The organism is Clostridium sp. UBA4395 (genome assembly GCF_002390995.1).
Taxonomy (GTDB): domain Bacteria; phylum Bacillota; class Clostridia; order Clostridiales; family Clostridiaceae; genus Clostridium_J; species Clostridium_J sulfidigenes.
Genome location: NZ_DGRF01000084.1, coordinates 1 through 24,529 on the forward strand (window position 1 = coordinate 1; position 24,529 = coordinate 24,529).

The 24,529-nt window shown below is 28.8% G+C and carries 22 protein-coding genes, 1 pseudogene and 1 riboswitch; of the genes and pseudogenes, 5 read left to right on the top strand and 18 right to left on the bottom strand.

The features are described from left to right. Window positions 1-236: 236 nt before the first annotated feature. Both srtB and B2694_RS16150 read right to left on the bottom strand, forming a co-directional pair. Window positions 237-1,025, bottom strand: coding sequence for a class B sortase (srtB, locus tag B2694_RS16145; protein ID WP_346886613.1), 789 nt, complete (start codon window positions 1,023-1,025; stop codon window positions 237-239). 47 nt (window positions 1,026-1,072) lie between these two features. Further along, window positions 1,073-2,104 carry an iron ABC transporter permease gene (locus B2694_RS16150; RefSeq protein ID WP_346886614.1) on the bottom strand — a complete coding sequence of 344 codons (1,032 nt, stop codon included), beginning with the start codon at window positions 2,102-2,104 and terminating at the stop codon, window positions 1,073-1,075. A gap of 359 nt (window positions 2,105-2,463) precedes the next feature. Next, a riboswitch (cobalamin riboswitch) is annotated at window positions 2,464-2,647 on the top strand. 152 nt (window positions 2,648-2,799) lie between these two features. On the opposite strand from B2694_RS16150, the gene B2694_RS16155 reads away from it, so the two are divergent. From B2694_RS16155 to B2694_RS16170, 4 genes are all read left to right on the top strand, one after another. Then, complete coding sequence (locus tag B2694_RS16155) at window positions 2,800-3,945, top strand: ABC transporter ATP-binding protein (RefSeq protein WP_346886615.1); 1,146 nt, start codon at window positions 2,800-2,802, stop codon at window positions 3,943-3,945. Window positions 3,946-4,029: 84 nt separating this feature from the next. Further along, a complete protein-coding gene (locus B2694_RS16160; protein WP_346886616.1) occupies window positions 4,030-4,752 on the top strand; it encodes an LPXTG cell wall anchor domain-containing protein in 723 nt (240 codons plus the stop codon). A 48-nt stretch (window positions 4,753-4,800) separates the two neighbouring features. Further along, window positions 4,801-5,643, top strand: a complete 843-nt coding sequence (locus B2694_RS16165) for a hypothetical protein (RefSeq protein WP_346886617.1) — start codon at window positions 4,801-4,803, stop codon at window positions 5,641-5,643. A gap of 16 nt (window positions 5,644-5,659) precedes the next feature. Further along, window positions 5,660-6,820: an ABC transporter substrate-binding protein gene (locus B2694_RS16170; protein ID WP_346886618.1), complete on the top strand. Its 1,161-nt coding sequence runs from the start codon at window positions 5,660-5,662 to the stop codon at window positions 6,818-6,820. A 137-nt stretch (window positions 6,821-6,957) separates the two neighbouring features. On the opposite strand, the gene B2694_RS16175 is transcribed toward B2694_RS16170, so the two are convergent. The 4 genes from B2694_RS16175 to B2694_RS16190 all read right to left on the bottom strand — a co-directional run bounded on the left by B2694_RS16175 (window position 6,958) and on the right by B2694_RS16190 (window position 14,678). Beyond that, window positions 6,958-9,033, bottom strand: coding sequence for a methyl-accepting chemotaxis protein (locus tag B2694_RS16175; RefSeq protein ID WP_346886619.1), 2,076 nt, complete (start codon window positions 9,031-9,033; stop codon window positions 6,958-6,960). Window positions 9,034-9,262: 229 nt separating this feature from the next. Then, entirely contained in the window at window positions 9,263-10,981 is a 1,719-nt protein-coding gene (locus tag B2694_RS16180; RefSeq protein WP_346886620.1) for a methyl-accepting chemotaxis protein, read from the bottom strand. 389 nt (window positions 10,982-11,370) lie between these two features. Beyond that, on the bottom strand, window positions 11,371-13,152 hold the full coding sequence (locus B2694_RS16185; protein WP_346886621.1) for a methyl-accepting chemotaxis protein: 1,782 nt from the start codon (window positions 13,150-13,152) through the stop codon (window positions 11,371-11,373). Window positions 13,153-13,379: 227 nt separating this feature from the next. Further along, window positions 13,380-14,678 (bottom strand): APC family permease, encoded by a 1,299-nt coding sequence (locus B2694_RS16190; protein WP_346886622.1) that lies wholly within the window; start codon window positions 14,676-14,678, stop codon window positions 13,380-13,382. 331 nt (window positions 14,679-15,009) lie between these two features. On the opposite strand from B2694_RS16190, the gene B2694_RS16195 reads away from it, so the two are divergent. Further along, window positions 15,010-15,270, top strand: a complete 261-nt coding sequence (locus B2694_RS16195) for a hypothetical protein (protein ID WP_346886623.1) — start codon at window positions 15,010-15,012, stop codon at window positions 15,268-15,270. 53 nt (window positions 15,271-15,323) lie between these two features. Here B2694_RS16195 and B2694_RS16200 read toward each other — a convergent pair whose 3' ends face one another. The 12 genes and pseudogenes from B2694_RS16200 to B2694_RS16255 form a co-directional block, all read right to left on the bottom strand. Beyond that, window positions 15,324-16,499, bottom strand: a complete 1,176-nt coding sequence (locus B2694_RS16200; protein ID WP_346886624.1) for an amidohydrolase — start codon at window positions 16,497-16,499, stop codon at window positions 15,324-15,326. A gap of 160 nt (window positions 16,500-16,659) precedes the next feature. Then, complete coding sequence (locus tag B2694_RS16205) at window positions 16,660-17,388, bottom strand: hypothetical protein (RefSeq protein ID WP_346886625.1); 729 nt, start codon at window positions 17,386-17,388, stop codon at window positions 16,660-16,662. A gap of 135 nt (window positions 17,389-17,523) precedes the next feature. Beyond that, window positions 17,524-18,738, bottom strand: coding sequence for a hypothetical protein (locus B2694_RS16210; RefSeq protein ID WP_346886626.1), 1,215 nt, complete (start codon window positions 18,736-18,738; stop codon window positions 17,524-17,526). 433 nt (window positions 18,739-19,171) lie between these two features. After that, window positions 19,172-19,564, bottom strand: coding sequence for a hypothetical protein (locus tag B2694_RS16215; RefSeq protein ID WP_346886627.1), 393 nt, complete (start codon window positions 19,562-19,564; stop codon window positions 19,172-19,174). Between the two features lie 55 nt (window positions 19,565-19,619). Further along, window positions 19,620-19,967, bottom strand: a complete 348-nt coding sequence (locus B2694_RS16220; protein WP_346886628.1) for a hypothetical protein — start codon at window positions 19,965-19,967, stop codon at window positions 19,620-19,622. A 48-nt stretch (window positions 19,968-20,015) separates the two neighbouring features. After that, window positions 20,016-20,399, bottom strand: a complete 384-nt coding sequence (locus B2694_RS16225) for a hypothetical protein (protein ID WP_346886629.1) — start codon at window positions 20,397-20,399, stop codon at window positions 20,016-20,018. A 363-nt stretch (window positions 20,400-20,762) separates the two neighbouring features. Continuing rightward, on the bottom strand, window positions 20,763-21,023 hold the full coding sequence (locus B2694_RS16230) for a hypothetical protein (protein ID WP_346886630.1): 261 nt from the start codon (window positions 21,021-21,023) through the stop codon (window positions 20,763-20,765). Window positions 21,024-21,618: 595 nt separating this feature from the next. Beyond that, a complete protein-coding gene (locus B2694_RS16235) occupies window positions 21,619-21,813 on the bottom strand; it encodes a hypothetical protein (RefSeq protein WP_346886631.1) in 195 nt (64 codons plus the stop codon). A gap of 73 nt (window positions 21,814-21,886) precedes the next feature. Next, window positions 21,887-22,081, bottom strand: coding sequence for a hypothetical protein (locus B2694_RS16240; protein ID WP_346886632.1), 195 nt, complete (start codon window positions 22,079-22,081; stop codon window positions 21,887-21,889). Between the two features lie 517 nt (window positions 22,082-22,598). Next, window positions 22,599-22,850: pseudogene (locus B2694_RS16245) on the bottom strand (RHS repeat-associated core domain-containing protein); the annotation flags it as partial. A 734-nt stretch (window positions 22,851-23,584) separates the two neighbouring features. Beyond that, complete coding sequence (locus B2694_RS16250) at window positions 23,585-24,043, bottom strand: hypothetical protein (protein WP_346886633.1); 459 nt, start codon at window positions 24,041-24,043, stop codon at window positions 23,585-23,587. A 298-nt stretch (window positions 24,044-24,341) separates the two neighbouring features. Beyond that, the gene (locus B2694_RS16255; RefSeq protein ID WP_346886634.1) at window positions 24,342-24,485 is read right to left on the bottom strand and encodes a hypothetical protein; all 144 of its coding nucleotides are present in this window, start codon (window positions 24,483-24,485) and stop codon (window positions 24,342-24,344) included. Window positions 24,486-24,529 lie beyond the last annotated feature (44 nt).

Here is a 24,529-nt window from a genome sequence, read left to right on the forward strand (position 1 = left end):
TTGTTATTGCAATTTGCCAAAAATAATGAATATAAGAACTTCTATTTATACTTTATTAACATATAGAAGTATTTAATTTAAAATTATATATAAAATAATTATAAATTTCAACAAAATTTTGTCGTTTTCTTTCATTTTTTCAATTTAAAGCTTTTCATCTTTTTTAGCAAATAAAAAACAGATGAGACTCCTCACCTGTTTTCTGTTTAACTAAATATTACTTTATTCTTTCCACTTTACTCCCTAACAAGTCTTGCATGAATAGCAAATCTGGCATCGTAAAACTCATAAGTACATGTAGAGAGAGTTAAAATTACGTCATCACTAGTTACATTAATGCCTACATCATGAATGGACTTGTTTTTCATTGTGCTTAAAAATTCTCCATAATCTTCTTCATTTTCAAAATTTGTCCTGATATAGTTAAAGCTTGTATCTGTTATGTATACAGAGAAAATCTCCCACTTTGTAGTTTTATTTAACGTGGTTAACTCAATAATAGGATGATTTATAAGAAAATCTTCTTCCTTATAGCTAGCCAATGTTTTAAACATGGAACCATCCTTCATATTATGTCCGTAAATAATTGTATTTAAATCTTCTTCATTTACTTTATTACGATAGTCCATGAAAATTGACCCTGAAGCTGAGGATTCTTTTTTTATATTATGGTTTAAGTAATACTCATTATCTTTACCTTTTACCACAGGATAATTTATATTAGTATCCTGAATTTTAATCCAACCAACTACTTCTGAATTTATTGCCAGTAAATCCTTAAAATTTATTTTTGCATCTTCCTTAGATTCAAGTTTTTCACTATTATTTATATTGTTCTCACTAGTTTTTATCTCTTGCGTATTATCTATATACAATTCCTGCAACTGACTATTTAGTTTATTGTTACAGTAACTATTATAAATATAATGAATAATTTGATAAAGACAATAAATCATTATAAGTGAAAGAATTATAATCTTAATGTTTCTGTAGAAAGTATTTTTTTGCTTTGTTTTATATTTCATACTAATGGCTCCTTTTAAAATAAAAGTTAAATGAGAAAATGCTTATTTTAGGCCCTTAGCATATTCTTCTTTAATATTATCCAGATTACTACAGGAGCTCCAAAAACTGATGTTACTGTACCTATGGCAAGTTCTGTAGGAGAAAAGGCTGTACGCGCAATCAAGTCACAAAAAGTACAAAATACTCCACCACATAAAAAGGTTGCAGGTATTATAATTATAGGTTTAGCTGTATTCATTATAAACTTTGTAAGATGTGGCACAGCTATTCCAACAAAAGATATAGGTCCAGCAAAGGCAATAACCGTTGCTGATAAAATACTAGAAAAAACTATGAGAAGTAACCGATATAACTTAATATTTATACCCATACTTTTTGCATAGCCTTCTCCTAATTGATAGGCTTCCATTGGTTTTGAAATCATAAATATACTAATCAGCGATGGAAATATAATTATTGATATGGTCTTAACATTTCCCCAATTTGCACCAGAAAAGCTCCCCATTGACCATGCTGTAAGATTTGCAATATCGCTTTCCATAGCAAATGTGATGAAAAAATCTGTTATTGCTGAACAAATGTATCCAATCATTATACCAACCACTAAAAGCATGGCCATACTATTTACCTTTCTATCAGCTAGCATAACAAAGCCCATGGACACCATAGCACCAACAAAAGCAGCAAGAACCAAAACATAAGAGGGTACACTGTCAAAATGATTTATCATTACTATCAAAACGAAGCTAACAAACATTTTTGCACCAGAAGATATGCCTAAAACGAAGGGTCCCGCAATAGGGTTTCTAAAGAAAGTCTGCAATAAAAAACCTGATACTGATAGTGCTCCTCCTAAAATTGAAGCTGTCAATATTCGTGGTAATCTTATTTTCCAAATTATATCACTTTCCATTGTACCTACTTCAGTTTTTAGTAAAATTATTTCAAATATGCGTCTTGGAGATATATCCACCGTTCCTGTGTTTATGCTCAGCACAATACCTAAAATAAATATAGCTATAAAAAAAATAAATGCAAATTGATAACGAATTATTTTGCTTATATTATAATTCTTCATAAAATTCATTTCCTTTTCTTTTATTTTTGTAAATACTTAAATATATCTATGAAATACCTATGAAGGCCTAAGTTCTCAAATAATCCTGTCAATAAAAGCTATAAGTTAATTTTTGATCCTATGGATATGCAAAACAATATTGATATCTCTTCGTTATAAATCCCAAACATTTCTTTAATTTAGGACGTGTTTATTCTAGCATTGATTAAAAATTGTGTCAAATCGCAACCTTCATAATTTTAACAGTAACAACAGTAATAAACAACATTTGAAATTAACTTAAAATTCATCCTATTCACATTTTATTTAAAACTGTATTGACATTATCTAAATCTCTATGTTAGGATTAGGTGTAAAAATTAAATATACCATTTATGAGTGCCTTTTATAGGATAATAGGGAAGCTGGGTGAAAATCCCACACGGATCCGCCACTGTAAATGCAGAGTTACTTTTGATATATGCCACTGGATATTTATCTGGGAAGGTAAAAAGGTAGCGGTGAAGCATAAGTCAGGAGACCTGCTCAATAAACCTTCTTAAAGCTACGGAGATATAGCTATGAGGATTTAGTTCCTGATTTAAGTCATATATGATTTAAGTCATATTAAGTCATATATTATATTAGAGTTTCTGTAAAATCGGACAGTTTCTTACCATGTGTAAGAAGCTGTTTTTTTCGTTTAAAAATGATCTATGGATAAAGTGAGGCAGAAGGATATGTTTTTCGAAACTAAGGATTTAGCCGTTGGCTATAATGGAAAAGTGCTTATAGATAATATAAATATCAATATCAAAAAAGGACAGATAACTACCTTAATCGGTCCTAATGGTTCAGGAAAATCAACCATATTAAAGACTATAACAAAGCATTTAGAAAAGATTTCTGGGGTTGTATACATTAATAAAAAGGATATTAAAGCACTATCTGATAAGGATGTGGCAAAAAGCCTTTCAGTTGTTCTCACTGAACGTATTTCAACTGAATATATGACTTGTGAAGATATCGTTGGTTTAGGTCGTTATCCCTATACAAATAATTTTGGTACTTTGACCCAGTCTGATAAGGAGATCATTGAAGAATGTTTGGCACAGGTTGAAGCTACCGACCTAAAGGATCGAGACTTTTCAACTTTAAGTGATGGACAAAAACAACGTATTTTATTAGCAAGAGCACTTTGTCAGCAACCAGAAATAATTGTATTAGACGAACCAACCTCATTTTTGGATGTGCATCATAAAATTAAGCTTTTGAATATTCTAAGAAAAATGGCAAAGGAAAAAAATATTTCTGTAATTATGTCCTTGCATGAAATCGATTTAGCACCTAAGATTTCTGACATGATTATGTGTGTTAAAGGAAGTAGAATAAAGTATTATGGAACCCCAGAAAATGTTTTTAAGGATAAAATAATTGAAGAATTATATGCGCTTGAAAGTGATCGATATAACTTACTCTTTGGCAGTATAGAACTGCCTAAAGTAATTGGTATTCCTGAGATTTTTATAGTTGCAGGAAATGGATGTGGTATTCCTTATTATAGAGAACTTCAAAAGAGAGGTTTACCCTTTCGCACAGGAATACTCTATGAAAATGACATAGACTATCAGGTTGCTAAATCTTTGAGTAGTGAGGTATATGTTTCAAAGCCATTTCAACCAATGGACAAGTTAACTTACGACATTGCTTATACAGGCTTAAAAAGCTCTAAATATGTCATTGATGCTGGTACAGAAATAGGTCAATATAATAGATTTAATAAACAACTTATAGATGAAGCAAGAAATTTAAACATTATGGTGTTTAGTAGTTTACAAGATTTTTTTAATAAAGAGAATTAAACAGGTTACTATAATAACTAAAATTCAATAATTAATCTATTGAATTTTTATTATAATATTTTTATTATTTTAAGGGGGATAAAAATGAAAAAATTATTAAAAAGTAAATTGGTTATGTCTATTATGATGATGGTATTAAGTGTTTCTACATCATCTGTTGTATTTGCAGCTGAAGCAATTGCAAATGGGAAATATGGAGTAAGTGTAACATCTAGTTCAGCTATGTTTAAGGTAATAGATGCAAAGCTTAGCGTATTAGATGAAAAAATGTCTGCTGTTATTACTCTAAGTGGTACAGGATATTCAAAATTGTATATGGGAACAAAGGAAGATGCAGCTTTAGCAAGTGAAAATGATGCAATAAATTATGTAGTTGATGATAAGGGAATGTATACTTATAGTATTCCTGTATCAGCATTAGATACAGGAATAAATGTTGCAGCTTTTTCAACTAAAAATCAAACTTGGTATGATCGTACTTTAACATTTAACTCAAGTACACTTGTTTTAATAGAAAAGGAAGAAGTTGAGCAACCTAAAGAAGATCCAAAAAGTGAACAACCTAAAGAAGAGCCAGTAAAAGAAGAAACCAATAGTGAACAACCTAAAGAAGAACCCAATAGTGAAGAAACTAAACAGCAACAGGTTGAAGACCAAAAGGTTAATGATGAAGCGGTAAAGCCAAATACTGAGGAAGTAACTATACCCAAAACAGGGGACAACAATATAGTATCTATATCAGCTATAGTATTACTTGCAAGTATAGGAATCCTTATTAGAGATAAAAAAATTAATAAGGAAGCTTAATATTATTTTTAATAATCAAAACTTAATGAATGATGTAGGGGGATGAAGATGATGAGAAAGATTTCATTAATGGTTTTTACCATGTTGATTATATTAACATTTACATTTAATGTCTATGCCGCCAACCCACCTTTAGATGGTAATTATAAAGTTGAGTTAACATTTACTGGTGGTACCGGCAGAATTACCGCAATATCACCCACAGACCTTACTGTATCAGGTGGTAAAATCACTGCAAAAATTACATTGACTAGTTCAAATTATACCTACATGATTGTTAATGGAACTAAATATAACAATACTGCTGCTGCAGGTGAAAATTCAACTTTCATAATCCCTATATCAGCACTTGATACAGAAATAAATGTGACAGCTTGTACTGTAGCCATGAGCACTCCTAAAGAAATAGATTATACCATTAAGCTCTCAAGCCAAGGTACAATCGGTGAAGATAAAGGTGCAAATCAAAATGAAAATAAGAATAAAAATGAAAATACTACTAAAAATCCAGTAAATAGTGACACCAATAGTAAAAATCCAGTAAATAGTGACACCAATAGTAAAAATACTAACACAAAGGATACTAAGGATAATAGTACAACAGAATCTCCAAAAACTGGTGAAGGTGAAGCTTCAAAGGCTGATAATGGTGTTACTAATAGCTCTAATAATACTGAAAAAACACCTAATGAAAATGATACTAAGGAAGATAAGAAAGATTCTGCAGAAATTCCAAATGATAAAGAATTACCTAAAGAGTCTGCACAACTACAATCATCTCCACCATCCAGTAATTCAAATTTATCTAAGATTATTATAGGTATAATAGTTATTATAGCTTTTGTAGTTATTGGAATCCTATTGAAGAAAAGAAAAATATCAAATAAATAGTAAGAAGGAGCAGGGAATGAAAAAGCAAATTATATCAATAGTATTGATATTAACAATGTCATTATTAATTCTAGTAGGATGTTCACCTAAATCAAATATAGATAAAAAAAGTAATGATGAAGCACCTATAGTTGGTAATTTGAAATTTGACCATAGTATGGATATTAAATATGCTGAGAATTTCAAGGTAGACTATTATGAAGGTGGATATGCCTTGCTTTCCCTCAGTAATAATACAAGATTTTTAGTAGTTCCTGAGAATATGAAAGTGCCCCAGGGCTTAGAAGAAGATATTAAGGTGCTACAGCAACCAATTTCAAATGTTTATTTAGTAGCAGCTGCTATTATGCCATTTTTTAATGATCTTGATTCTCTTGATGCTATAAGACTATCTGGAACAAAGCTTGAGGGATGGTATATTGATGAAGTAATAAAAAAAATGGAAGCAGGAAAAATACTATTTGCAGGTAAGTACAGTGAACCTGATTTTGAGCTTATTAAATCTGAAAGCTGTAACTTATCAATTCAATCATCTATGATTACTCATGTTCCACAAATCCAAGAAAAGCTTGAGGAATTAGGATTAACAGTGTTGATTGATCAATCCAGTTATGAGCCTCATCCTCTTGGCAAAACTGAATGGATAAAATTTTATTCAGTACTGGTAGATAAAGAGGAGCTTGGGAAAGAACTATTTATCCAGCAGGCCATGGTACTTGATGAATTAAAGGATATTGAAAATACCGGAAAAACAGTTGCTTTCTTCTTTGTTAATTCATCCAATAGCATATCAGCTAGAAATAGCCATGACTATATTCCTAAAATGATTAAGCTAGCAGGTGGAAATTATATATTCGAAAGCCTAGGAGACCCAACTAAAGCAATTTCCACCACTAAAATGGGAATGGAAGAGTTCTATGCCACAGCAAAAGATGCAGATTATATTATATATAACAGCACCATTACTGGCGGAGTAAAAAACATAAAGGAACTTATAGCTAAAAATGAATTGTTTGCTAACTTTAAAGCCGTAAAAGAAGGAAATGTATGGTGTACCGGTGCAGATTTTTATCAAAGTTCAAATGAATTTGGTACGATTCTAGGGGAATTTAATACAATCATTACGAATAATGATAAAAAAATTCCACAGCTAAAGCATTTTTATAAGTTAAAATAACAGAAAGTTAATATTAAAATAAAAATGTTGAATTTTATTTTCAACATTTTGAAAAGCAACTTAACAAGAAATATATATAGCAAAAGAGAGATATCCAGTTTTATGGTATCTCTCTTTTTATGAGTAAAATTCTACGCTTATATTTTAAACTGCTGAACCACTTCATTTAATTGCTGTGCCAGTTCTGCTTGGCTTTGTGCCGTTTGAGCTACTTGCTCTATAGCTTTTGTGGTTTCATCCATGTTTTCTTTTATAGTCTCTGCTTTTTCACTAGATTCTTGAGCAGACTCAGCCATATTTTGAATGGATTCGCTTACTTGTCCCACTGTAGCTGTAATTTCCTGTGACATAGCTGCTATTTCTTCTGACATATTACTTACAAAATCAGAATCAAAATGATATTGATTACCTGTTTCTTCATATTCATCATAAGTCTTCATTATATCTACATCAATGAATTTTAATATGTCATTTCCTGTTTCTATACTTTTATTAAATATTTGTTTTACCGACTCTATAGTTTTTTGTATTTCTACTACAGCTCCTGAAGATTGTTCTGCAAGTTTTCTTACTTCTTCTGCAACTACTGCAAACCCACGTCCTTGTTCTCCTGCTCTTGCAGCTTCGATAGCAGCATTTAAAGCTAGTAGGTTAGTTTGATCAGCTATAGATGATATTGTATCTGCCATAACCCTAATGCTATCTATTACAGAACTTTCTTCTATAACCTTCTTCATATTAGCTTCCTTTTGAATGTATAATTCTTTTGCTATCTTTTTAATCTCTTTGCTATTCTCCTTTACCTTGCTAGCCCTCACTTTAGCATCACTTGCATTATTGCTTCCTTCCATAGCCTTTGAAGATAATATATTCACACTTGAATCCACTTCTTCAACAGATGCAGTTATCTCCTCTGTAGCAGCACCTGACTCCTGCATACCACCTGCAATAGTATTAACAGCTTCGTTAACATTTACAGTTTTAGCTGCCAATTCTTCAACAGTTGCTGAAAGTTCTTCCGCCGATGCACTTATATTTTCCGAATTCTCCATTATAATTTTTACGATAGAATGAATATTTTCTGTCATCTTATTCAGATACTTACTCATTTCACCAAGCTCATCATTGCTTTTTAATTCTAGTTTTTCTGTTAAATCTCCATTTGCAATCTTCATAGCAAAAGCATTAACCTTTTTAATGTTCTTTCCTATATAATTAGCAAAAAATAATATAAATAATACTACTATTACAATTGCAACTACTATTATTATACTTATTTTATTTCTTAGTGAATTAATTTGAAGATATACTTCTTCCTCAGGAATACATACAGCAATAATCCACTCTGTACCTTCTACGGTGCTATAATAAACCTTTTGAATTCCTTTATCATCTGTAAATGTTCCTTGACCATTCTTATCAGTTAACATTTTTTTACCTAAGACTGACAATGTAGAATTTTCATCATCTTTTATATTGGTTTTCATAATTTTAGATTCATCTACATCTGCAACATATAAACCACTTTTATCTATTAAAAATGCCCTTCCTTCTTTACCTATTTGCATATTTTTTATATTATTTTGTAAAGTAGATAAATCTATATCTGCTGTGGTAACTCCTATAAAATTATTATTTGAATCGTACATTGGACATGTAGTAGTTATCATAGAAACTTTCGCTACATCATCATAATAAGGTGATGACCATTCAACACTCTTATCAGTGTCTTGTCCCATTTTATACCAATCACCTGTTTTATAATCTGTCTTACTATATTCACTTGTATAGGTACTTTTACCGTTTAACTTGTATGCATAAGGTCCAAATAGCTGAATATCTTTCTTATATTTAAATGGTTCAAACCAAACACCAGCTCCAAAGGTTTCATCATTTGTATCAATTAAGTTTTCCAACACACCTTTATAATTTTCTTCAGTCAGCGATGATACAGAATTCTCAGCCACTTTAGCTAAACTTTCAGATATTTTCTGATGCCTCTCCAAACTCTTTTCAATTTCTTGCGACTTCTCATTTAGTTTACTATTCATGTTTATTTCGAGCTCACTATTTATTATCTTTTTTGCACTTGAATAACTCATATATGCCAGTACAACCATAGAAGCTATTATTACAGGCATAAGTAACAAAATCATCTTTACCTTAATACTTTTAATTTTTATACCTTTAACCTTCACACCCTTAAACTTCATAATTTCAGCCTCCCTCATTTTTAGCTTATATTTTATAACATATTATTTTATTTATCGTATCAATTAATATATTAAAGTAGTATAAGCTTAATATTTCTTGTTATTTCTTTAAATTGATTTTATCTTCACATACAAAAAGTAGTATAAAATATATAAGCTATTTTATACTACTTTTTGATATTAAATTTAATTTTCAATTTACTTCTTCATAAATAAATATGTGGAAACTCTATATTCTAAACTTTTTAATAACTTCATTAAGTTTCTCAGCTAATTCAGCTTGACTTTGTGCAGTTAATGCTACTTGCTCTATAGCTTTTGTTGTTTCATCCATGCCTTCTTTTATTGTCACCGCTTCTTCACTGGATTTTTGTGATGCACCAGCCATATTTTGAATTGCATCGCTTACTTCTCCAACAGTGGCTGTAATTTCTTCTGACATAGCTGCTATGTCTTCTGACATTTTACTTACAAAATCTGAATCATTAAAATACTGATTACCAGTTTGTCCATAAGCATCTAATTGTTCTTGAACCCGTGTATTTATAAACTCTAATATATCACTACCTGTATCAATGCTACTTTTAAATGCATTTTGCACTTTAACTATGGTGTCTTGAATATTTATTACTGCCTCTGAAGATTGTTCTGCAAGCTTTCTTACTTCCTCTGCTACAACTGCAAATCCTCTGCCTTGCTCCCCAGCCCTAGCTGCTTCTATTGCTGCATTTAATGCAAGTAGATTAGTTTGTTGTGCTATACCTCCAATAGTATCTGCCATAATCTTTATGCTATCTACTACTTTTCCATCTTCTATGGCCTTTTCCATATTGTTCTGCTTTATATCATATAAATTTCTTGTTTCCGCTATAGCCTTTTCACTATTACTTTTAACTTCAGTAGCTCTTCCTTTAAATTCATTTGCATTATTACTACCTTCGATTGCTTTTGAAGATAATATATTTATACTTGAATCAACTTCCTGAACTGATGCACTTATTTCCTCTGTTGTAGCACTTGACTCTTGCATTCCAGCAGTTATATTATTTACTGCTTCATCAATTGCTTCAGCTTTAGAAGATACTTCTTCAACTATAGCTGAAAGTTCCTCCGAGGATGCGGTCATATCTTGTGAATTTTCCATTATTAATTTAACTAAGTTACTTACATTCTCTTGAGCAGCATTTAACGCCAAGCCAGTTTGTCCAAATTCATCTTTTCTTGTAATAACAATTGGCATTGAAAAATCATAATCAGATAATCTCTTTGCAAATTCTTTTATTTTCATTAGCGGATTTACTATATTTTTACCTAAAATATATGCCATAAATAATATGATTAAAAATGCTACTGTAGTATAGGTTATTATTTGGTATCTAACTTTACTAAACTCGTCTATATTATTTTGATTAACTTGTTCAGCATTTTCTATGTTAATTTCAATACATCTCTCTATTTTTGCAAATGTATCAATTCTTAATGGTTCTACTTCTGAATTGTATAGCTTAACTGCTTCATCATAATCATTAGCTTTTACAAGCTCAATAACCTGATTTCTTTTCTCCCTATATTTTGCTAAGTCCTGTTGATATCCTTCATAAAGTTCTTCTTCTTGTTGTGATATTTCTGGTAATTCATCATACTCAGCTTGCAATATCATATCTTTATTTGTTAAATCATCTATAGTTTTTATTTGCTCATCTAATTTTGATCTATCCCTTTCAAAAACAATTTTAAGCATATTAGCAGTAATTTCACTTATATTTACTCTTATTCCTTCTAAATCTTTAACTGATACTAAATTATTACTATACATTTCATTTGCATTTTTGTTTATGGATGCACAACCTATTATTCCATATACACCTATCAGGACTATAAAAATGCATATTACTGAAAATACCGATATAAGTTTTTTCTTAGCACCTAAATTAATAAAAAGTTTCATACTAACACACACACTTTCTTTTTTATTATAATTTCTTATTACTTATTTTTTACTTATATACTCCTCATAATATAACATGAATAGAAATCTCATCCTATTATATCTCATCAATTCTATATTTTACTATTGGTTTATAGTGTTTTCAATGAAAATATACATATTTTACACCTTAATATTGTTTTTTGACTTTTTTCTCTATTTATAATAACTAAACTTTTCTTCATTATAATAAATATTATGTATAATTATTCAAGTACATTATCAGTATTTTAATTCTACTTACACTAACAACTTTTTAAGATAAATAAATTATAGTATAAGAAGAAAGACTATGAGTTATTAATTTACATATCTCATAGTCTTTCTTCTTATATTGAAAAATTTAAAATTTATATCTTAAATTTTTGAATCATTTCATTTAATTGTTGCGCAAGTTCAGCCTGAACCTGTGCTGTTTGAGCTACTTGCTCTATAGCTTTTGTAGTTTCATCCATGCTTTCTTTTATAGTTTCTGCTTTTTCACTAGATTCTTGTGAAGATTCAGCCATATTTTGAATTGCTTCACTCACTTGTCCTACTGTGGCTGTAATTTCTTGTGACATAGCTGCTATTTCTTCTGACATATCACTTACAAAATCAGAATCAACATAGTATTGATTACCTGTTTCTTCGTATTCATCATAAGTCTTCATTATATCTACATCAATGAATTTTAATATGTCATTTCCTGTTTCTATACTTTTATTAAATATTTGTTTTACTGTCTCTATAGTTTTTTGTATTTCTACTACAGCACCAGAAGATTGTTCTGCAAGTTTTCTTACTTCTTCTGCAACTACTGCAAAACCTCTCCCTTGCTCTCCTGCTCTTGCAGCTTCAATAGCTGCATTTAAAGCAAGCAGATTAGTTTGAGCCGATATAGAAGATATAGTATCTGCCATAACTCTAATATTATCTATTACAGAACTTTCATCTATTACATTTTTCATATTAGCTTCCTTTTGAATATATAACTCTCCTGCTACCTGCTTTACCTTTTTGCTATTATCCCTTACCTTGCTTGCTCTTCCTTTAGACTCACTGGCATTATTACTTCCTTCCATAGCTCTTGAAGATAATATATTTATACTTGAGTCTACTTCTTCAATAGAAGCGCTTATTTCCTCTGTGGTAGCGCCGGATTCTTGTACACCTTCTGCAATTATATTTACAGCTTCATTAACAGTTACAGTTTTAGCTGCCAATTCTTCAACTGTTGCTGAAAGTTCTTCTGCAGATGCACTGATATTTTCTGAGTTTTCCATTATTATTTTTACTAATCCATTTACATTTTCTTGTGCAGTATTTAAAGCAATAGCTGTTTGTCCAAATTCATCTTTACTCTCTATACTAATAGGTGCTGAAAAATCATAAGAAGCTAGTCGAGTTGCAAAATCTTTAATTATAATTAAAGGCTTTATTATTTTTTTACTTACAAAAGATGATAAAACTATTGCTACTATTAATGAGGCAATAAGTAAAATTATATTAATAGTTATACTCTTTACTAAGTCTTTTTTTATAATAGCTTCTTTTTCAGCTATTATCTTATCAATCTCATCTATATAATTCCCTGTTCCTATTACCCAATTAAAAGGTTCATACAATTTACTATATCCTCTTTTAAGTGATGCTTCTGTTTCTCCCGATTTTGGAAACCAATATTCAGTATATCCTCCACTCTCCTTTTTACCATTCTCTATTATTTCTTTCACAAGATATTTTCCTTTAACATCTTGTGAATTTAATCTATTTGTTCCTTCAGTTTTAGACCCTAAAAGCACAATATTTTCACCCTTAACAGTATCTATCCAAAAATAACCCTCTTTACCAAACTTCAACTCTCTTACTAAATCTGCACTTTGTTTCTTAGCTTCATCAACAGTTAGTTTACCTATTTCAGTCTTTTTATTTATTGTATCTATCATACCAATTACAATTTCTACTTGTTCCTTAATTTTCATATCATAATCTTCATTTAAGATTTGTCTTTCACTATCTAATAGTGCATTGCTAGTTTGAATATTCATATAAGACATTACTACACTTATAGTAATCGCTGTTATTAGAGTTATTATTACTGTTGCAATACTCATTTTAGAACTAACTTTTTTTATACCTTCAATTCTCATAATATCAACTCCTTCACACTTTATTCATATTATATATATATTGTTTAATTTATCGTAACAATTCAATTATAAGAATAGTGTAAAATTCAATTTTTATTGTATTTACTTTGCTATTGAATTTTTGCTTAAATAGTTTTCTATACATTATAAAAAAGATTGATTCAAATAATTATCTGAATCAATCTTTTTTAATTTAGAGTCATACCTCAATTCATTGAGGCTGAACACTATTCTCTTTTTAAATAATAGAATATTGGAAGACCAGCAACTGCTATGCCGATCCCTATTATAGAATTCAATGGTGCAGATACAATTGTACTATATAATATGTAAATTCCTCCCAATATTCCCACCATTGGAATGAATGGATAAAGAGGAACTTTATATGGCCTTTTATCTGCAGGTATTTTTTTTCTAAGTCTAAATATACCAAAGACACCCATGACAAAGAATATCCATAAAACAAATATTAATAAGTCCGTAAGAGTATTAAATGTTCCTGAGAAAATATAAATAGTGGCTAATACCCCTTCAAGAATTAATGCATTAGTAGGAGTTCCAAATTTTTTGTGTATTTTACCCAGTTGAGTTGAATAAGGCAATTGTTTTCTCTGTCCCATAGCTAATGGCACTCTCGCACCTGTTAATAAATATCCATTCATAGCTCCAAATACAGATACTATAATTCCTGCTGTTATAAATGCAGCACCACCTTTTCCAAATAGTGAAACTGCTACATCCGATGCTGGTGTTATTGACGCAACTATATTTTCAATGGGCATTACATTAACGATTGCTATACTTATTAGTGCATATATAAATATAACTGAAGTAACTCCAAAAATAATTGCCTTAGGCATTTCCTTAGCAGGATTTTTTAATTCACCTGCTATGTTTGTAACACCTATCCATCCATCATAAGCCCATAAGGTACCCAATACTGCAGCTCCAAAACCAGCACCTTCAGTCATAACGGTAACGGAGCGAAAATCATGAGTTTTACCACTAATTAAACCAAATGCAATAATAGCAACTATTGGAACAAGCTTTCCCACCGTTGAAATAGTTTGAATTGCTCCCCCATATTTAGTACTAATTATATTCATGATTATTACAAACACTAAGATTCCCACTGCTAGAAGTTTTTGCTGGAAATCATTCATTGGAATAAAAAATGTAGCGTAAGTTGAAAAAGCTATGGCTAAAGCTGCTCCCGAAGCAGGATAAGATATTACTGTTTGAACCCATCCTAATAGGAAACCCCATACGTCTCCATACAACTCCTCAAGATAAACATATAACCCACCAGTTTTAGGTATAGATGAAGCTATCTCCGCAATGGTAAGAGCCGAAGCTAAAGTTATAATACCTCCAACTACCCAAGCCATTATACCCATTATAGGTGAACCTGCATCATTAAAAACAATACCTGGTTTTAGGAATATTCCAGAGCCTATTATCATTCCAACTACTATTGCAATGGCTTCAATAAATGTTATTGTCTTCTTTTGTATTTTTTCTATCATTGTTTCCTCCTAAATAGCTTTTTATAGCTTTATTATTTCTTGCAATTTGTTTTTTATGCCTAAGACTTAAGGGAATAAATTGCTATACTTCCATAGGAAATCAAATTTTCACCATCTCAATTTCTTAAGTAATTTCACAAAATGCATTTCTTGTATATTAATTTTAGAAATTAAATTAATTTATCTTATATTTTAAGAAATTTTTGCTAATTAGTCTAGTGTAAAATCACTTATATAAGAAAAACTATGCATAAAAATTTTTATTTATAATTTTTTATTAGAATGAATAATATTTTTTTTTTTGCAAATTATAAGTTAGGTAGGAGGTGATATGTCATGGAAAACAACAATTGTAGAAATAACAACAACAATAATAACAATAACCAAAACAACAAAAATAACAAAAATAACAACAAAAATAACAACAACAACAATAACAATAATAACAACAATAACAACAATAACAACAATAAATAATAAAATTTCACAGACACAACTTATAGGAACAAAGGAATTTGTTTCTAAACGTAAGAAAGTGGCAACAAAATCAGTATTATCTGGCTTTGTTGCCACTTTTATTATAATAAAGTAATAAAAAAGATATTTAGTCTTAAATGAAAAACATGTTCCTAAAAATTATTGTAGCTAGTCTTCTGGTTTATAAACCACTTCACCATCAATTATAGTATACAAAGTTTTCGTAAATATCTCCATGGGATTGCCATCAAAGATTGCAATATCAGCATCCTTTCCAACTTCAATACTTCCAACTCTATGTGATACATTACATATTTCAGCTGCATTTATTGTAATTGCTTTAAGTCCTTCATCTATACCCAATCCTTCTTTTGCTGCAAATCCAGCACAAATTGCTAAGTCTTGTATTCTTGTAACAGGATGGTCTGTAGTAATAGCTACCTTTACACCAGCCTTATGCAACAAGCCTGCTGTTTTAAAATCCATATTTTGTGTTTCTATTTTATTACGTACTGATAGCGTTGGCCCAATTATAGCTGGGAATCCAGACTCCTTTATCTCTTCTGCAATTAAATGTCCTTCTGTACAATGATCAAGAGTCATTTTTAATCCAAATTCTTTAGCTATGCGTATTGCGGTTAGAATATCGTCCGCTCTATGTACATGCGCTTTTAAAGGTATCTTTTTATCAAACACAGGTATCCAACATTCTTTTCTAAACTCTTCATTAAAATCCTTGTATTCATTACCTGATTGTTGAGAGTTTTTCTTATTTTTATAATATTGCTGAGCTTCAAACAACTCTTCTCGTAAAAGAGCAGCTATGGACATACGTGATGTTGGCATCTTATCTTTATCATTATAATTTGATTTTGGATTTTCTCCAAATGCAACCTTCATTGCAGCTGGTTCAAGAACAACCATATTATCTATTGCTCTACCGTGAGTTTTGATAAATACAAACTGTCCACCCACCACATTTGAGCTTCCTGGTCCAACCATTACTCCAGTAATCCCAGCACTCAAAGCATTGTGGAAAGTGGAATCCATAGGGTTAATAGCATCTAAGGCTTTAAGGTAAGGTGTAACTGGCTCAGTCATTTCATTGCAATCATTACCTTCGAAACCTTTTCTTTCTTCTTGAATACCAATATGACTATGAGCTTCTATTATTCCAGGCATAACTATACAATTGCTTGCATCAATGACTTCAGAAATGTCACTGTTATCTTCATCAATGTATTCTCCTACCTTTATAATTTTTTTCCCATCTATTAAGATACATCCCTTATCATAATCCACACCAGCCATGGTCAATATTTTACCATTTTTAATTAATAACATAATCTTCTCCTTTCTAACATATAATAATCATTTGAAATTATATCTAAACAACTCTAATTTCATCTTAATCTAAATACATTTCTTAGCTAGACTTATCTCTTATCTAAGTATTTATATTTTGTAGGATTTTAAATAATTATTCATTCATAATATTTGAAAGTTAAATATTACTAAAAACTTTCTCTAGATATTGAACTTTAAATCCACTTAGTGTAAGTAAAAGTTGAGAAGGAAGATAAAATAACCATATTAAAAAACCCAGAAAAAATTTTATGTTATCTCCTGCTACTATATTATAAAGTCCCACATTTAAATCACACATAAAAAATAAAAAAATACCTAAAGCAATTATCCATGAAGTTTTTTGATAATATTTACCTCTAGTTATGGTACTCACTGAGCAGTAAAGACTAGTGGTTAATAAAGATGCATATATAAGTGCTAAAACAACAAGATTTTTTTCTATTGATGTTATTTCTATTCTTAATGAAACTGTTAAGGCTATGGACAATGATACTATAAAAAACATTAAATTTTTATATTTACTATTTTCCATAATACTATGCCTTATTATATAAGTTATTTGAACTAGAGAAAAGAAAAAAACTCCCATGATATAATTGCCGGAAATTGCAAGAAAATAATCTGCAATTAAGGTAAATAGCCTAGCAAGCTGAACTAAACCTTTATCCCTTTTGCTATATCCATGGGATTTAATTAATAAGGATATGATAAAGCAAAGCACTATAGCTGAATATTTTAATGTCACTGAAAATGTGTTTTTTAAATCTCTGGTTATAAAATCAATACATAAAAAATTAAAGTAAATAATAATTATTATCTTAGAGCTGATTTTTATAAAATTTTTATTGCTTATAAGTTTATCCATTTACATCACCCAAGTATATTTATTTGCATTAGCTGAGATTTATATTATTCCCTTTAATTGCTTTTCATACTATTTGAATAAACCTTACATATACAAAAAAACTAGTAAGGATTTTCCCTACTAGTCTCTTTGTTATTAATTTTTCTTTATCAGAGATGCCGCTTCTGTCTTTCCCTCAAGAATATAATTAAAAGGATAAGCAAATTGGAGATATTTAAATACCCACTTATTATTTTCTTTAATAAGTACACCCTCTAATCTAAATGGCCATATACAATTTTCACCTTTAGCATTTTCTTTGAAGGTTTCAGCAATTCTTCTTCTAATGTTAAAAAGCTTTTCTTTATCATCTAAATCCTTATTAAATATATCCTTTATTTTATTAACTGTATTTTCAAAGGACTCTTCTTCTGAAATAACTTTTTCCATAGTACCTCTTATTACTACCCAAGCTATATCCTCATTAAAATCAACCATAGAATTTTCACTATCTAATCTGATCTCATCATAGCATCCTCTATGATCTTTAATTAACTTCTTAATTTCTTCTTTACTAGTGAATATTTCTTTATCTGTATTAGCAACAAATATATTATTAGAAGAAAAATATTTATCAATTATCAAATTTAATTCCATATCCTTATCTAGATACTCACTATTAAAGTCTTTTATTAAATCTATTATTTCATTTTTCTTTATCTTATTTTTATGATAAGCTTCTTCTAATTCCTTTATTTTTTTATTAACCTCAGTTCTATCATAACTATCTTTATATTCCCTTACATTTGGTAGATGTCCAACTACAGGTAAAGAAAACTGCATATGTTTTATAATCCATCTATTTTCTCTTTTTATTAATATAAAGGAAATGCGTATATCCCATAGATAATCTCTTTCTATATCATCCCTTTGATTTAATAAATGGCACAAGGACCAATTAATTTCTGTTAATTTAACCTTATTAGATTTTTTACTTTCATCAGAACTTTCATCAAAATATTCTTTAATATATCCTAAATAACGTGTATATGTGTCACTTCTACTGTTAAAAGAATATTTCACTGTAGCTGGAGTATAAATTATAGCTGCATTTTCAAGTTCCATTACAGTAGCCTCATCAGCTATAACTCTTAAATCTCCCCAATATTCCCAGTCACTTAAAAATATATCCTTAACTTCCTCATATCCAATACACCATTCGTCATCACATGTACCTACTATAGTTACACTTTCATCCTTATCAAATAATTTCTCCATAAAGCTATCTATTTCATTAATATCCCTTTTAACATAGGCTTCATTAAATATATTTAATATTTCCTTAAATTCATTATTTACTTGATTTTTCATATACTCATACCCCTTATCCTATTTATTTTTTCATTTTTACCTATCTAATTTAAAGGGTTAGATGTTTTACCTCTTCAACTAAATTAAAAAAGGCTGTAATAAAGCAACGCCTCATTACAACCAAAATATCTACAATATTTTACACAACAAAATAAATATACTATATAAAGTGTAAAAAAGATTTTAATTTTAGTTCTATAAACTTCACATCGCTTACTTGTAAATTTTCTAAAGAAGCACAACAAATAAACCTAAATAATTAGGTAGTTAAGACTTCTTTTAGTATTAATTTTCACATTAAAAATTAATTAACAAGTAGCAATAATCACTTTATAGCACCTCCCATATGTTATGTGTAAATTTTACCATGGAAAACTTATAAAGTAAATAAATATTTCAAATTTTCTTTCTATTAATATAAGAGTAGCTCGTCTTACAAGATAATTTCACCAGATTTATTTCTTAAATTATCTTGTAATAGTTCTTTAAAATGTTTCTGCTCTTTTACAGGAACAGAATTAATATCTTCATAAACTTTATAAGCTGATTTTGATCTGTTTATAATATATAAACCATCGCTTCCTACTAAATAACAACGAAACATATCCTTCTTTGCTGCTAAAATATTATCAATAGGTTTTCTATCATGATAAAACACTGTCTTTTCTTGTGTTTCTATATCAATAATTTTCAACATCATATGTTTAGATATGCTAAAAACTTTCTTATTTAATATAAAATCATGAACTCTTTTATATTGAATTAGCTCTGTGATAAACCCTAATGTTAGTGTGATTGCAAATATTATAGAACCTATAAGTTTCATATATACATCTCCTTATCTAAAGCTTAACTGAAAATATTAACTTCTCTTAATTTAATTAAAGTATTTCTTTAAAATTATTTTCATGCTTTTGAGGAACAGCATTAATATCTGCATAAATCTCGTAGGTAGATTTTAATCTATTTACAACATATAGCCCCTCATTTCCGATAATATACCAATATAAAACACCCTCTCTTGATCCTAAAACATAATCAATTAGCATTTCATTATAGTAAAGACTTACTCTTCCATCCTCTATATAGGATAATTTTGCTTGTAAATGCTTTGAAATTTTAAATGTATTATACTTTGCAATATTCTGCTGTTTTATAATGAACATGACTTGCAATATCCCCATTACCATACCTATTATTAGAAATACTATAGAAAATTCAAATTCCATTTTTATACCTACCTTCCATAAAATTAATACATCAAGAAATATACATTATTAAAGTTTTTCCTTTTGATTTAATAATGTATTTCCAATTAAAGATGGAATTATAAATATAATCAAAGAAAGATAAACAAAAAAATATATTCCTTTATTCCCCTTAAATTTAAAGTTTTCTATAAAAAATAAATATATAATCCCTAGTAATAATACTCCATTTTCAATTAATGAATATATTGTTGCTTTCTTTAAACAATAGAATTTTCTATAATGTTTAAATCTAACCCTTGCATAAGTCATAAATAAAATAGCAACTAAAATAACAATTAAGAATAAAATATACCTATTAAAAACATCACGTGTGAATATTAATAACATATATATCATAAATAAATTATATTTAAATATAACAGTTGAATCTTTAGGAATCTTAGATATCATACTTTTATTCTTCTCCTATCTTGCATATATGCTAAGTCTATAGATTTAAAGATTTAAATCTTTCACTTCTTAAACTAACTTATAGAAAACTACAATAAATTAAATAAATATGTTATTCATGCTTTCTCTTTATACCTACTTTAATAAATAATATAAGCCAAATTAACATAATTAAACTTGGTATTATTGAATCCATAGGCCAAAGGATTACCTATAGCATCATAAGTTATAGCTTTTCCGTTATATACAGTTAGCTTGTCCTTCCAGTTATTATCTCCATAATTATCAACTATTAAATCTCATAAAATGATAAAAGTAAAAATAATACTCTCATGTGATATGCTATACTAAATTTCTTGGTATTTATAATTTACTAAGCATAAAACTAACCATTAAAGCAACAATGATTTCAAGTAGATAACCAAAAATAACTTGGGATACTTTTATATTATAATCAACTTTTAACATTGATAGTATAAATATGGACGCTAATGTTATTAAAACTATAACTATGTTAGTACTTACACTATATATACTATCAATTTTATCCACCTTATTACCTACTGACAAAATACAACCTAATGCTATTCCAAATAACAAACATACAACACTATATTTTCTCATTTAATATACCCCCAATTTACCAATGACCTATATAAGACCCAATAATCGAAGCACCAATAACTCATAAAACTAGACTTATTTTTGAAAGAAGCACTATTAATCCTCCTGAAATTGCACCTACAAGTAGATACTTTAGTGCACCCCTTATAGTTGGTTTACGTGTATGATTCATCCAATAAGTTTACTTCAATAGATGCTGGTATTTTTACTTTCCCCAATAATGTAATTTGCTCTTTTACATTCTACAACATATATTTAATTTAAATTCATTATTTTCAATTAAATTACATAATTTATATAATAAAATAGCCTAGTTGCCTTTTAAGGTAGTAGTGGTTGAGTTGCCAAACCCATAATAAGTTAAATGATTACCAATTGCATCGTAGGTTATAGCTTTTAAGCTATATTCAATTAGTCTGTCCTTCCAGTTGGTATCACCATTGCTATAACCTATTGCTGAAGTAGAATAATTTTATAATTATGTTACTTTATGTCAAAAGCGATTAAAAAGACAGTGAAAAAATTTAGACTGTCTTTCTTACCCTATAAAATAATATAACCTCTTTTATGTTTGTACCTTAATAATAAACAAAACTTATCTATTCTTCATAGCAATAACTGCAAATATAAATCCATAAAGACAAAATAACATTTCAAATGTACCAATCAATGCTGCTACCTTAGGTTGCACTCCGCATTTTTCTCTAAAATATGTTATTGAAAAAGACGCTAGCATAATTACAATTACTATAGGAATATAACCGCATATAATCTTCATAATTTTTTTCATATCTTCTCTCCCTCGCTTTTGAACGATAAAAAGATGTTTTAATTGTTCCCTACATAAATTTTTATATTTTTACTTAACACGCTTTTCTATAAAAAGTTTTATAATAATTAATATTTACAGTTCCATCAGGTCGCATGATCTTATAATATAAAATACCACCTACAAAACCACCAATAAGACATACGAGCCAATGACCTCCGCTTGAATAACCTGCTATTAATCCTCCCACAAATGCACCAACTAAGCCAGCTAGCACCCTCAGTTTCATAAGTAACCTTATCCCCAGTTAAATGTTATTTTTGTTTTCCTTTATCAGATAATCTTTGATTTACGATAAAGGATGGGAATAAAAATATAATTAGCGGAAACACAAACAAGAAATTCACTTCATTGGATCCTTTAAAAACAAGATTATCTATTAACAATACATATATAATTCCCATTAATAATATACTGTTTTCAATTAAGAAATATACAAGCGATTTTTTTACTTGAAAACATTGCCTATAATGATTTAGTCTAACTCTTAAGTAGAATAAAAATAATAGCATAATTAAAAAAATAAAATACTCAAAAAGTAATGACTATAAATTTTTCGACTAAATTGTGATAGAAGAATTATAAAAGATCCAACATAGTTTAATACACGAATTGAATTCTGTGTTAAATTAATTTTCAAGCTACTACCTCCTTTATTTTGCATATATGTCTAGTGCGTTCAGCCTTCCCCACCTAGTCCTTTTAAATGTAAATTCAATTCCTCTTTTACGTTGTTAAATGAAGTCTCATAAAGCGGTAGCAATAACAACCGCTGGAATAGGATTAATACCAATTAACGTAAGTAATTTTTCAAATGTAACATAAAAATATCCACTTGGGTCACTATTCATCACCGAATTATTCCTGCAATAAGCAAACACGTTTGCACCCAGAATACGACCCTTTATTAACTGTAAAACGATCGCATCATCCCCATTAATAAACCTACTCATTTCAGCATTATAATATCTACTTTGTAGGTAATGGAAGCCTGTCTCCTTATCATATCTATATCATCTATATTGGACGAAAATTCTTAACTAACCACATTACTTAAACCATTTATTAAACAATTTAATAATGAATAATACCACTATAAAAATAGTTGTAATAAATATTATAATATTGACAGCAAATAAATTAAAGAAACTATCTAAAGTAAATAGTATTAAATTAATATATAAAAGTATTTGTATTAAACTTCTTTTATGTTTAATACAATCAGTTGTTATACCAATAAAAATACCCAATAAAAATATTATTCTAAAAAGTAAATCCCAACTCATCTAATCAGCTCTCCATATCCAATGTTAAAATTAGTTACTAGTCGAAAATAATGTTTTAGATCAAGGTAAAATAACGGAAACATGGATAATATCATTAATTACCGATGTAGTTACTGATGCAGCAAATACCCATCACCATCACCAGCAGCTACTGCAACCTTTGTATTAGCAGTAAAAAATAGTTTAACCATATTATAATTTTATTTTTTACATTTTACAACATATATTTAATATAAATACATAATATTCAATTAAGTAACATAAATGGATATAATAAAATAACCTAGAACTTATAATACCCTGTAATATAAGCGCTAGGTTATTTTATTGAATTGCGTTATTCTTAAAATAAACAAAATTTCTTTTTTTGGTACAATCCCTGTTTTTATTTCTCATTCTTATTTATAAATCTTTATATTCATATATTATATAGGGTTAGGAAATCCCTATAACATTAGATCATATATCTTTTTAGCTATATCACTAGGACTGTCTTTACTTGTATCTACATGTAACTTTGCAGTTATGTCTTTCCATTCAAGTAACTGCTTGTCTATCATACTTTCTACTGGCTTTGGTAAAACTCCATTCATCCTTTTTGCAAATCTAGATTTTATTATTTCTGCATCCGCTGTAAAATTTATAGTAATAGCATCCTTAATAAATTTAAGTTTTACTATATCCTTTTTTTCTGAGATTACATAGATTATTGATTTTGAGTGTAAATCTTTGTTATTACAACCTTCTTTCAATATTTCCTCAAATAGTTTCCATGCATTATTTTCATTTTTGTCCATACGTAAATAATCTTTTCCACTGTAAATCTGTGCATCTGTAAGTTTTTTCAATTCTTCTGCTGCTGAAGATTTCCCCGAACAGCTTGGCCCCATAAATATAAATAACATAAATTCCCCTCCTAAAAAGTTTAATATAAACAGAGCTCTTTACTCCCACTTTGAAGATTATTGGAGTATTAGAGCTTGTAGGCATCGGATAAACAGTATCTGTTAACCTACTATACTAAGTGTAAAATATATCCATGCAAATAACAATACTTTATATGTTATTATTTGTTAATTTATTCAAATAACTTTTCAAGTTTTATTTTTCTTCTTAACTACATTGATATTATTTACACAAATATTGCATAATCATTTTAAAATCCTTCAAAATCTAATTGTATATATCAAAAGTTTTATACATTCAACATCCATATCTATAATCAACTCTAACGTGCACTATTACTAAATTAACACGCAATTCAGCAATACTATATCCATTATGGAATATTTCATATTCATTTTTCATTTTTCCAATAATTGCAGTTTGACTTTTATTTTTATTCATTATATAATTTTACTCACCATATAATTCTATAATTTTAGGTAAAA